13 protein-coding genes and 4 tRNA genes are annotated in these 10,973 nt (G+C 61.6%); 3 read left to right on the forward strand and 14 right to left on the reverse strand.

Features of this window, described 5'->3' with window-relative positions:
- Positions 1-849: 849 nt before the first annotated feature.
- From OKB81_RS16685 to OKB81_RS16710, 6 genes are all read right to left on the reverse strand, one after another.
- Positions 850-926: transfer RNA gene (locus OKB81_RS16685), tRNA-Val, on the reverse strand.
- Positions 927-960: 34 nt separating this feature from the next.
- Positions 961-1,037: transfer RNA gene (locus tag OKB81_RS16690), tRNA-Val, on the reverse strand.
- Positions 1,038-1,066: 29 nt separating this feature from the next.
- Positions 1,067-1,143: transfer RNA gene (locus OKB81_RS16695), tRNA-Val, on the reverse strand.
- 11 nt (positions 1,144-1,154) lie between these two features.
- Positions 1,155-1,231: transfer RNA gene (locus OKB81_RS16700), tRNA-Val, on the reverse strand.
- A gap of 194 nt (positions 1,232-1,425) precedes the next feature.
- Entirely contained in the window at positions 1,426-2,805 is a 1,380-nt protein-coding gene (locus tag OKB81_RS16705) for an MATE family efflux transporter (protein ID WP_029314480.1), read from the reverse strand.
- 151 nt (positions 2,806-2,956) lie between these two features.
- Entirely contained in the window at positions 2,957-3,163 is a 207-nt protein-coding gene (locus OKB81_RS16710) for a YaeP family protein (RefSeq protein WP_010674629.1), read from the reverse strand.
- Positions 3,164-3,296: 133 nt separating this feature from the next.
- On the opposite strand from OKB81_RS16710, the gene OKB81_RS16715 reads away from it, so the two are divergent.
- Both OKB81_RS16715 and OKB81_RS16720 read left to right on the forward strand, forming a co-directional pair.
- Positions 3,297-3,908 carry a riboflavin synthase gene (locus tag OKB81_RS16715; RefSeq protein WP_039039091.1) on the forward strand — a complete coding sequence of 204 codons (612 nt, stop codon included), beginning with the start codon at positions 3,297-3,299 and terminating at the stop codon, positions 3,906-3,908.
- A gap of 102 nt (positions 3,909-4,010) precedes the next feature.
- Positions 4,011-4,301 carry a YciI family protein gene (locus OKB81_RS16720; RefSeq protein ID WP_029314482.1) on the forward strand — a complete coding sequence of 97 codons (291 nt, stop codon included), beginning with the start codon at positions 4,011-4,013 and terminating at the stop codon, positions 4,299-4,301.
- Between the two features lie 78 nt (positions 4,302-4,379).
- On the opposite strand, the gene OKB81_RS16725 is transcribed toward OKB81_RS16720, so the two are convergent.
- The 4 genes from OKB81_RS16725 to OKB81_RS16740 all read right to left on the reverse strand — a co-directional run bounded on the left by OKB81_RS16725 (position 4,380) and on the right by OKB81_RS16740 (position 7,650).
- Positions 4,380-4,583, reverse strand: coding sequence for a CPXCG motif-containing cysteine-rich protein (locus OKB81_RS16725; protein ID WP_005336871.1), 204 nt, complete (start codon positions 4,581-4,583; stop codon positions 4,380-4,382).
- Between the two features lie 136 nt (positions 4,584-4,719).
- Positions 4,720-5,379, reverse strand: a complete 660-nt coding sequence (gene hxpB, locus OKB81_RS16730; RefSeq protein WP_043155976.1) for a hexitol phosphatase HxpB — start codon at positions 5,377-5,379, stop codon at positions 4,720-4,722.
- Between the two features lie 128 nt (positions 5,380-5,507).
- On the reverse strand, positions 5,508-6,686 hold the full coding sequence (purT, locus tag OKB81_RS16735; protein WP_052814503.1) for a formate-dependent phosphoribosylglycinamide formyltransferase: 1,179 nt from the start codon (positions 6,684-6,686) through the stop codon (positions 5,508-5,510).
- A gap of 73 nt (positions 6,687-6,759) precedes the next feature.
- Positions 6,760-7,650 carry a DMT family transporter gene (locus tag OKB81_RS16740; protein ID WP_160839095.1) on the reverse strand — a complete coding sequence of 297 codons (891 nt, stop codon included), beginning with the start codon at positions 7,648-7,650 and terminating at the stop codon, positions 6,760-6,762.
- 226 nt (positions 7,651-7,876) lie between these two features.
- On the opposite strand from OKB81_RS16740, the gene OKB81_RS16745 reads away from it, so the two are divergent.
- Entirely contained in the window at positions 7,877-8,464 is a 588-nt protein-coding gene (locus OKB81_RS16745) for an FMN-dependent NADH-azoreductase (protein ID WP_010674635.1), read from the forward strand.
- Between the two features lie 91 nt (positions 8,465-8,555).
- Here the strand turns inward: OKB81_RS16745 and OKB81_RS16750 are convergent, their stop codons facing one another.
- The 4 genes from OKB81_RS16750 to OKB81_RS16765 all read right to left on the reverse strand — a co-directional run bounded on the left by OKB81_RS16750 (position 8,556) and on the right by OKB81_RS16765 (position 10,872).
- Complete coding sequence (locus OKB81_RS16750; protein WP_049636389.1) at positions 8,556-8,735, reverse strand: hypothetical protein; 180 nt, start codon at positions 8,733-8,735, stop codon at positions 8,556-8,558.
- A gap of 161 nt (positions 8,736-8,896) precedes the next feature.
- The gene (locus OKB81_RS16755) at positions 8,897-9,085 is read right to left on the reverse strand and encodes a DUF4250 domain-containing protein (RefSeq protein ID WP_043155974.1); all 189 of its coding nucleotides are present in this window, start codon (positions 9,083-9,085) and stop codon (positions 8,897-8,899) included.
- On the reverse strand, positions 9,082-9,552 hold the full coding sequence (locus tag OKB81_RS16760) for a MarR family winged helix-turn-helix transcriptional regulator (RefSeq protein WP_010674639.1): 471 nt from the start codon (positions 9,550-9,552) through the stop codon (positions 9,082-9,084). The genes OKB81_RS16755 and OKB81_RS16760 overlap by 4 nt, the downstream gene beginning before the upstream one ends.
- Before the next feature lie 150 nt (positions 9,553-9,702).
- Positions 9,703-10,872: a UPF0149 family protein gene (locus tag OKB81_RS16765; RefSeq protein ID WP_010674640.1), complete on the reverse strand. Its 1,170-nt coding sequence runs from the start codon at positions 10,870-10,872 to the stop codon at positions 9,703-9,705.
- Positions 10,873-10,973: the final 101 nt, after the last annotated feature.

Here is a 10,973-nt window from a genome sequence, read left to right on the forward strand (position 1 = left end):
CGCAAGAGGCAATAGTGGATCACCGGACGATCGTCTCATTTTTTACCTGTCAACTGGTCTGGGTGAACCGTTACAAAAAAAGCAGCCTCATCATACTCTTCCTCATCAACGTGGACATGACGTTGCCAAGTATGATGAATTTTTGCCACCACTTTTATTATCTGATTGAGTGAGCGAGCAGCATGTCTTGGACGCCATGTTGTAGTCGTGTAAATGACTGGCGACCTATGACGATGTCGTCGTTTTTTCCCCATCGAATCAATCTCTTTGAACCACGTCAAAGGCATGATATCAGGTCTGGTGCTCTCCTTAATTAATTGATATTTCGGTATTTTTACTGGATAGCCTGCGGTTTTTCTCTGTGTTGCAATTAATCCGTTATAGCCACCCTCGCTCCGCCATGGATACACGGCCTAGTAGCTATGCTTTGATGGATTCAGGGGATCTTGTAAATCGCCAAACAGAAGTACCGCATGGATACCGCTAAAAGCATCCTGCAGGCGTAGGGCCTGCTGACTCTTCTCGTTCGCTTGATGTTATGGGGTAGGGGCCATCAAGCTGCACTGCAACACTTCATTGTGCCTAGTGAATTGGGCACGGGATCAAATTTGTTAGGCACGAGATAAAGAATGGCCACCAATGAGCAACGATTTTGGGGCTGCGCCCGATAGGATAGGGGTCTGGCTTGGGTTTGATGAGATCAGGCGGTGCCTATGACATTGGGCACGGAAGTGCCTTTTCTAGGCACGAGGCAAAAAATAGTGTCGGATGACGCCTGATTTTTGAATCGAAAAAACTAATGCGACACAAAGCAAAAAATCCCGCTCGAAAGGGGGATTTTTGTGAATTTGGTGCGTCCTAGTGGACTCGAACCACCGACCCCCACCATGTCAAGGTGGTGCTCTAACCAGCTGAGCTAAGGACGCAAGATATTGTTTCTATTGATGTACTGTTTTCGAATGGTGCGTCCTAGTGGACTCGAACCACCGACCCCCACCATGTCAAGGTGATGCTCTAACCAGCTGAGCTAAGGACGCATCGTATTCGAAAATCTAATCATCAATCATGGTGCGTCCTAGTGGACTCGAACCACCGACCCCCACCATGTCAAGGTGGTGCTCTAACCAGCTGAGCTAAGGACGCATCACGAAAAGTGGTGGGTTTAATTGGATTCGAACCAACGACCCCTACCATGTCAAGGTAGTGCTCTAACCAACTGAGCTATAAACCCACTTCATAAACCGGGTTGAAAACCCGTTTTATCCCGCCAGCACTGCTGGCGTGGTCGGCATACTACCCATGGCCCCCAAGGCTGTCAACAAGGGACTTGCACAAAGGAGACTGTTTGCCCAGTTCTTGTGCAGCCTGTTGATTTTACAGGCGAGCCGCCCCAAAAGTGCGGCTCCCCGTGCCCCTGGCCGCGCCCTATTGCGCCCGGGAGAGGGCTGTGCAGGCCGCGGGGCTGGCGAAGCGGCCGTAGATGACGCGCAGCCGCGCGCCCAGCATCAGGGCGGCGGAGGTGAGACCGACGATGAAGCCTATCCAGAAGCCCTGCGGGCCCATGCGCGGTACCACCCAGTCGGTCAGCCCCAGGATCATGCCGGTGGGCAGACCCAGCCCCCAATAGGCGACGATGGTGACGTAGAAGATGGCCTGGGTATCCTTGTAACCGCGCAGGGCCGCCGCGGCCACCACCTGTACCGAATCGGAGATCTGGTAGATGGCGGCGAAGAAGAGCAGGGTGGCGGCGAGGCCGATCACCTGCAGGTCGTCGGTGTAGATCCCCGCGATGGGGTCGCGCAGCAGCACGGTGAGGGCGGCGGTCGCGGCGGCGACGCCCATGCCCAGCATCAGGCCGGTGCGGGCGGCGACCCTGGCCTGATCCGGTTGACCTTCCCCTATGTTGTGACCGACCCGGATGGTCACGCCGACACCGATGGAGAGGGGCAGCATGAAGACCAGGCTGGAGAAGTTGAGCGCAATCTGGTGACTCGCCACCGTCTCCGCACCGAAGGGGGCCAGCATCAGGGCCACCACGGTAAACAGGGTCACCTCGCAGAAGATGGCCATGGCGATGGGAAACCCCAGGCGAAACAGGCGCCAGATCCGGCTGCCGTTGGGGCGTGCCAGCTGGGCGAACAGGTTGATGCGCTTGAAGTGGGCAGAGCACTTCACATAGACGATCATCGCCAGCAGCATGGCCCAGAGCACGATGGCAGTGGCTACGCCGCAGCCGACGCCGCCGAGTTTCGGCATGCCGAAGTGGCCGTGAATGAAGATGTAGTTGGCGGGGATGTTGACCGCGAGCCCCACGAACCCGATCACCATGGTCGGCATGGTGTGGGAGAGCCCCTCACTGAAGTTGCGCAGCACCTGGAACATCACGAAGGCGGGCAGGCCCCACAGGATGGCGTGCAGGTAGCCGGCAGTCTTGGCCGCCATGACGGGATCCACGTCCATGAACTGCAGTGCCAGGGGGCTGAAGTAGAGTGCCACCATGGCGATGGGCGTGACGATGAGGGCGAGCCAGAAGCCCTGGTGCACGGCGGGGCGCACCTCGTCCTGCTTGCGAGCGCCGTTGAGCTGGGAAACGATGGGGGTGAGGGCCATGATGATGCCCTGCACCAGCAAGATGATCGGCAACCAGAAGCTGGACGCCACCGACACGGCGGCAAGATCCACGGCGCTCACCTGTCCCGCCATCACGGTATCGACGAAGTTCATGGCGATCTGGGCCACCTGGGCGACCAGAATGGGGCTGGCTAGACGAACGAGCTGCTTCGCCTCGGACCAATAACGTTGCACTGACACCTCCGAGTGGATCAGATAAAAGAGAAAGAGCGGGCAAGAGAGATGGGCTTTTGCCTCCTCGTCCTGAGGAGACAAGATGCGGGGGTGTCATTCTAGCCTGAAAAACCGCCAACGGGGAAGGTCGGCGGCAGATTTGTAGCCGGGATCAGGCGTCTTCGTGATCGCTGATCAGCAGGTTGGCCGCGGCATAGGCCGCCTGCTCGCGCAGATCCGCCGGTACCCGCTCGTCGGAGGCCACGGCGTTGAGCGCCCGTATGCTGGCGGCAATGGCCTGGGGCACATAACCCTGCTCACCGGAGCCAATCTGGTTGTAGGCGATGCGAATGGCTTCACAGCATTGATATACCTGCATTTTTGTTTCCTCGTTCAGTCTGGATTGATTGGGGTCACTATAGCGATCGCGCTTCTCCTTGTCAGCCGGCACCCTTGTCTTGCAAGGTGGCCGGGGGTAACCTGCCGACAATTTTCACAGCCTGGAGAGACTCATGTTCACCGGCATCGTACAAGGGACCGCCGAACTGGTGGCCATCGATTCACTGCCCAATTTTCGCACCCACGTGATCCGCATGCCGAGCCCGGCCTGGGGCGAGGGGCTGGCCCTGGGGGCCTCGGTGGCCCACAACGGCTGCTGCCTGACCGTCACCCGGGTGGAGGGGGATCTGGTCAGCTTCGATCTGATGCAGGAGACTCTGCGCCTCACCAACCTTGGGCAACTGGTGGTGGGTGACAAGGTCAACGTGGAGCGGGCCGCCCGCTTTGGGGACGAGATTGGCGGCCATGCCATGTCCGGCCATATCATGGGGACGGCCGAGGTGACCTCGGTCATCGACACCCCCAACAACCGCCAGGTGTGGTATCGCCTCGATCCTGCGCTTATGAAGTACGTGCTGACCAAGGGCTACATCGGCATCGACGGCATCAGCCTCACCGTGGGCGAGGTGCGCGCCAGCGAGTTCTGCGTCAACCTGATCCCCGAGACCCTGGCCCGGACCAACCTGGGCTGGGTCAAGGCCGGCTGGCGGACCAACATCGAGATAGACCCCCAGACCCAGGCCATCGTCGACACGGTGGAGCGGGTGCTGGCGGCGCGCCAGTAACCACCTGAGCGCTGCCCCCAGGGTTCGAAGAGGAGGGCGGCATCACGGGAAAGGCGCCCTCTTGTGGAAGAGGCGCCGCCCCAGAGCCTTGGAGACTTCTCTATGTTTGTCGTGACATTGACCTATGTGAAACCGCTGGCGGAGATCGATGCCCTGATCCCGGCCCACATTGCGTGGCTGGAGCGGCAATATGCCGCAGGCCATTTTCTGGCGTCCGGGCGTCGGGTACCCCGAGTCGGGGGCGTCATACTGGCGCAGGGCGTGAGCCGAGACGCCTTGGAGGCGATGCTGGCAGAGGATCCCTTCAAGCAGGCAGAGGCGGCCGATTATCAGGTGGTGGAGTTTGTTCCGACCATGACGTCGGCGAAGGCGGCGTGCTTGAGGGAGGCGTGATCCAGCCTGACGATGGCACCAGAACAAACGGGACCCACAGGGTCCCGTTTGTTTTTATCTGTGTCTGGACAGGGGAATTCAGAACAGCTGCTCGTCGTCGGCATCCACGAAGAGTTGCAGGCAGTCGCGGGCTTCATCCCGGTGCAGCCGCAGGTGGATGGGGTTGCAGCAGGCCATGCAATCTTCGTAGAACTCCTGATCCCCCTGGCTGGCATCCAGCTCGACCCGGGTGTGGTGGCCGCAGTGGGGGCAGACGATACGCTTGCTGGTGTACTCGATCATGGTGACCTCCTCGGGCCCGTGGGCCGTCTCTGTGCTCCTGCTGATTCTAGTCGCCACAAGGCGGCGCAACCGCGAGCAAGCGCACGTTTATGAGCGGGCTCAAGCGAGGCAGGAGGTCAGTCCGCCAGGGTGTTGCCTACTTGACCCAGCCGGCCAGCATCTCTGTGTTCAGCTCGGCAAGAGAGCGCAACTCGTGGTTGGCGATGGCCAGACGGGGATCGCCGACCAGCGCCGGGTCCGGCACGATCAGCGCCGTCATGGAGGCTGCCTTGGCCGCCAGCAGGCCGGTGAAGCTGTCCTCAATGGCGAGACAGTGCACAGGCTCGACGCCGAGCTTCTCGGCGGCGTGGATATAGACATCCGGGTGGGGTTTGCCAAAGCGCTCCACCTCGGCGGAGTGGACCGCCATGAAACGGTCCTGGATGCCGAGTTTGCCGAGCACCGCCTCGACCATGGCAAACGGTGAGGAGGTGGCGAGCCCGATCTTGAGCCCTTGGGCCTCGATGAGGTCGAGGGCTTCCAGCACCCCGGCCTTGGGCTGTCCCTCTTGCAGGATGAGCGCGATCACCTGATCCAGGATGCGCTGTACTACCTCTTCCTGGCTGGGGCTGCTCCAGGGGCGGATCCGGTACCAGTGGGCCACCAGCTGATCGATGCGCACCCCTATGGTGGAGTTGCAGTCCTCCTCGGTGTGGAAGTGGCCCAGTTCGGCGAAGACGGCCATCTGTGCCCGTTGCCAGAAGGGTTCCGAGTCGATCAGAACACCATCCATATCGAAGATCACGGCAGTTAACATCTTGTACTCCTGACATAGGTGAAGGGGGGATTATAAGCCTGGTGCTTCAATGGGAAAGGGGCAGTCACCTGCCCCTTGCGCCGGATCACGCAGATAAACGTTTGTTTTTGCGTGGTAAAGCGGATTGCCTAGAACAGTACTTCTACCCGGGCTGCCACCGTCTTGGCCTGCTCCACGGCTTCCTGGCAATCCTGTCCACGGGCGAGCGCCACCCCGAGGCGACGACGACCGGCGATCTCCGGCTTGCCAAAGAGACGCAACTGGGCACCCGGCACCAGGGCCAGTGCCTCGCCAATCCCCTGATAGCGGATATCCTGGCTGTGGCCTTCCCGCAGCACCACGGCAGAGGCGCTCGGACCGTACTGGGTGATGGTGCCGACGGGCAGCCCCAGGATGGCGCGCACGTGCAGGGCGAACTCGGAGAGATCCTGGGAGATCAGGGTCACCATGCCGGTGTCGTGGGGGCGGGGGGAGACTTCGCTGAACCACACCTCGTCACCCCTGATGAAGAGCTCGACCCCGAACAGACCGTAGCCGCCAAGGGCTTCGACCACCTTGGCCGCCACCTCCTTGGAGCGGGCCAGGGCCAGCTCGCTCATGGCCTGGGGCTGCCAGGATTCGCGGTAGTCGCCATCCTCCTGACGATGGCCGATAGGCTCGCAGAAGTGGATGCCATCGACGGCGCGCACCGTGAGCAGGGTGATCTCGTACTCGAAAGGAACGAAGCCTTCGACAATCACCTTGCCACGACCGGCACGGCCCCCCTCCTGGGCATAGGTCCAGCTTTCATCCAGCCTGGCGAGGTCGCGCAGCAGGCTCTGCCCCTTGCCGGAGGAGCTCATCACCGGTTTTACCACGCAGGGCAAGCCGATGGCCTCGACGGAGGCCACAAACTCCTCCTTGCTCTGGGCAAAGCGGTAGGCAGAGGTGGGCAGTCCCAGGGTTTCGGCGGCGAGGCGACGGATCCCCTCCCGGTTCATGGTGAGCTGGGTGGCGCGGGCATTGGGCACCACCTTGACCCCTTCCTGCTCGAGGGCGGCCAGGGTGTCGGTGGCGATGGCTTCAATCTCGGGGATGATGAGGTCGGGCTTGACCTCGGCCACCAGGGCGCGCAGGGCGGCACCATCCAGCATGTCCAGCACGCGGGCCTGGTGGGCCACCTGCATGGCGGGGGCGTTGGCATAGCGGTCGGCGGCGATCACCTCGATACCGAGCCGCTGCAGCTCGATGGCGACCTCCTTGCCGAGTTCGCCTGATCCCAGCAGCAGGGCGCGGGTCGCAGTGGGGCGGGTGGCGGTTCCAAACATCTGATCTCTCCTGAGGTCGGTGGTCAGCAGGGCTGATCCGGGTGAGCAAAAAAAGAGGCACGCATGGCGTACCTCAGGAAGTGGGTGGGTGGGCGCGCTGCTCCAGATGGGTGAGCAGGGTGATGGCGCCGATGATGATGGCCGCCCCCAGCCACAAGCGACCGGGGGGCGCCCAGCCAAATACCAGCCAGCCGGCCAGCACGTTCATGGGCAGCTTGGCAAAATCGAAAGGTTGCACGAAGGAGGCCTCCGCCACGCTGTAGGCGCGGGCGATGGACATCTGGGCCAGTGCCGACAGTACGCCCGAGGCGGCCACCAGCAGCCACTTGGTTTCGCTCGGCCACTGCCATTCAGGGATCGCCAGCATGGCGTTGAACGGGGTGCTGAAGACGAGCAGGTAGACGACGATGGTGTGGGACGACTCGCTGGCCGCCTGATAGCGCACCAGCAAGGAGTAGCCTGCCCAGAAGAGGGCGGCCGCCACCGGCAGCAGGGAGGCCAGGGTGAAGTCGTCGGTCCAGGGAGCCAGGATCAGCATGGCGCCCACAAACCCCGCCAGGGTCGCGAGAATGCGGGCCCGGCTCACCTGCTCTTTGAGAAAGAGGGCTGATCCCAGGGTGGCAAACAGGGGGGAGGACATCAAGAGCGCGATCCCCTGCCAGATGGGGACGGGGACCGCCAGGGCCCAGAGCCAGAACTGGATGCCGGTCACCGCCAGGGCGACCCGCAGCAGGTGCAGGCGCAGCTGGTTCGTCATCAGGGACTGGCGCAGACCGTGGCGCACCAGCCAGGGCAGCAGGCAGACCAGGGCGATCAGATATTGGTGAAAGGCGACCTGGGTCGAGGGGAGGCCGAGCGTGAAGCTGACATACTGGCTCAGGCTGTTGACGGCGGCGAAGCAGAGGCCTGCCACCATCATCCAGACGGCGCCGGCAAAGGGGGAGTGCCTGCGGGAGGAGGTCATGAGATCCGGATCACGTACAAAAAGTGCGGCGGATCATAACGGCAATCGTTTGTCATGCCAAGGGTGCGGAGTTTGATGAGCCCCTCTCTGCCGAGGAAATGCACAGACATCAAATTTTTTGAATGACTTGAGCATCTATTTTCGCTATCAGGCTTTAATGCCAGTCTTTATAGTGACCTCCATCGACAGCCTGGCTGTTCAATTGACAATCAAATGGAGTTTCACCATGGCCAATATCCTCGTTCTGAAGTCCAGCATCCTGGGCCAGTATTCCCAATCCAACGCCCTGATCGACGGCTACCTGGCCGAGCGCCAGGGTGACACCATCCAGGTACGCGATCTGGCGACCCTGAACCTGCCGGTGCTGGACGGCGAGCTGGCCATGGGCCTGCGTGGTGGCGAGAACCTGAACGAGCGTCAGCAAGCGGTGCTGGCCCAGTCCGACGAGCTGGTCGCCGAGCTCAAGGCGAGCGATCTGGTGATCATCGCGGCCCCCATGTACAACTTCAACATCCCGACCCAGCTGAAAAACTGGATCGATCTGGTGGCCCGTGCCGGCGTGACCTTCCGTTACACCGAGACCGGTCCGGTCGGCCTGGTGGAGAACACCCGCGCCCTGGTGGTCAGCCCCCGTGGCGGCATGCACGTGGGCAATGCCACCGACCTGGTGACCCCCTACATGCGTACCGTGCTGGGCTTCATCGGCATCACCGAAGTGGACTTCATCTATGCCGAAGGCATGGGCATGGGTCCGGAGGCGCAAGCCAAGGGGATCGAGCAGGCCAAGGAGCAGCTGGAAACCCTGGCTTACTGATGCGACTCGGGGCCTCCACAGTATCCTGAAACAACAACGCAGCCCTCGGGCTGCGTTGTTGTTTTTGGGCAGTCATCGCGCTCTGGTGTCGTTATTCGCGCAGGAAGTGGCGGCAGCCGCTGCCGACCATCAGAAAGACCGCCACGAGGGAGGCCAGCAGCAGGGTGGTGAGCCACTGCTCGGCGCTGGTGGGGACCTGGGGAAGGAAGAGGCTGATCACCAGCAATGTGCAGAGGGTGATCAGGCTGGTTGGTCGAATGAGGCGCATCATGGGTCATCCTTGGCTGCGGGTGGTGAACAAGAGGCTAACCGCGGTCTGTGACAACAAGATGTATCCATACCTCTTGCGAACATCAACGGACCGGGTAGCCACCACCTTAGCAGCTTTTGCCGACGGAGCCAGCGGCATGGGTCGGGTTGTGATCCGGATCCCTATCTGAACTGCTTCTGATCTTCCTGATAGTGGAAATCGCCGCTGGCCAGCCTGGCGACCAGGGCCTCCTTGTCGAGATCCTGCGCCCGGCAAAGATCATCGAGATCCTCGTAGTGATCACGCAGCTGCATGTTGACCAGGCTCAGCAGCATGTTGACATCCATGGTGGCAAAGTTGTTCAGCTTCATGAGGGTTGCTCGTTGTCCAGCAGGTGAAGTTGTTCGATGGCATCGCTGACGCTCTGCAGGTGCAGGCGAATGCTCTGACGCGCCTCGGCCGGTAGATAGTCGGTGAGGGTGTGCTGCCAGCTTCCCGCCTCCGTCTTGAGCTGCTGGAACAGGGTGAGCCCCGCCGGGGTGAAGGAGACCAGGCTGATGCGCTTGTCCTGCACGCTGTTCTCGGTGAACAGGATGCCTTTCTCCACCAGACGATGGATCTCGCGGGAGATCCGTACCTTGTCCATGCCGCTCGCCTCCACCAGTTCCTTCTGGCTGATGGGGTAGTGGGGGCCGAGCACCATCATCAGGCGCCACTGGGGCACGGTGAGTTGGTACCGCTGCTGATAAAACTGTTCAAAGGTATCGCGCACCATCTCAGCGGCGTGAACCAGCTGATAAGGAGGGTAGTGCGCGAGCAGCTCAATGATCTTCGACATATGACATCCTGCTGTGGCGGCTGCATCGGGTGCAGTTTCTCTTGATACTTTGGCCTTGATGATACGTAACACAGGGGCATTTGTCTGACCAGTCACCAGAAAAATGTGCGTTTGCGCACGTGTTCTGTCATCGAATCGGCAATTGGGGTCTCAACTGGCCTGCTTGCCCGCACTCTTTCGCAGCCATATCAAGGCGTTGTGGGTCAGCCAGGCCTCGCGACTCTGCAAGGCGTAGAGCGCCGCCTCGTCACGGCTGCCTCCCTGCCAGCGGCGAGGCTCCTGCTTGGGCAAGCGGCGCTGGCCCAGCAAAGTGGCGGGCACATGGGGATTGACCTCCATTGCCGCCGCCAGATGAGGGCGCGCCGCCGCTTCCCCTTCGCAGACAAAGCTCATCAACGCCTTGTTGTAAAGCAGCCAGCAGGAGGCTTCATCAAAGCGCACCAGCAGTTGTTGCAGGGCATCCCATTCCCCTTGCCAGGCATAGAGGGTGGAGAGGGGGTGGCGGCAAGCGGGCTCGTCGGCGCGACAGAGGGCGAGCAGGGCCAGGTACTCATCCCGTGCCTGCCCAAGCTGCCCAAGTCGCAGCAGGCAATCGGCTCGACCGGCCCTGGCCGCGATCAGAGGGCGTGCCTCGGGGACCTGCCAGCCATGGCCCGCGTGGGCTTGCCAGAATGCCTCATCGAACAGGAGGTTGGCATCGGCAATGATGCGCTCGAACCAGCCAAGGCGAGCGAGGGGATCGCGGCTCTCTGCCGCCAGCTCGAACCACTGCTGCCACTGGCGAGTCTGCTCGTTGTCCAGGGACGGGCTCTCTTCAGGCTCGGCCTCGTAGTGATCCTGGCCGAGCAGGAGGTTGAGGGCCGTCTTCATCTGCTGGCGTTGACGCTTGCAAAAATCGAGGAAGGGGGGCTCGCTGGCCGTAGCCTGGTGCAGCATCATGGCCATGGGCTTGTCGCGAAACAGGCAGAGCTCGGCCACCAGGCTGAAGCGATAGCGGGTCGCCGGATCGTTCAGGTCGGTCGGCGCCGGCCAGCAGGCTACCCCCTGACTGAAGCCATAGCTCCATTGGCCCAGAGGATGGCGCTTGTCAAACACCTGCTCCGGGTTGTCGGTAGAGAGGCGACACTGGCTCGGCAGGGCCAGCTGCGCGTCGTCGGCCTGGGCTTCCAGCTCGGCGATCAGGTGATGCAGCGCCTCGGCACTCTTCTCGTCCAGCGCCGCATCATGAGGCAGCAGGCCGGCCAGCGGATCTTGCCAGTCGGGGGCTACGGGCCCCGCCAGACGGGCGCACAGGAAGCCGTGCAGGGCGGGGTAACTCATCTCCTGCTGGCTGTGGGTCTGGATCCATCTTAAATGCGAAAGGGGACTCCCTCCGACGTAGGTGGGAGGGGAATTTCGCCGGGGCGTCAGCCCCGCTGGTT

It is taken from the genome of Aeromonas sp. QDB56, from assembly GCF_027705505.1.
Lineage (GTDB): Bacteria > Pseudomonadota > Gammaproteobacteria > Enterobacterales > Aeromonadaceae > Aeromonas > Aeromonas caviae.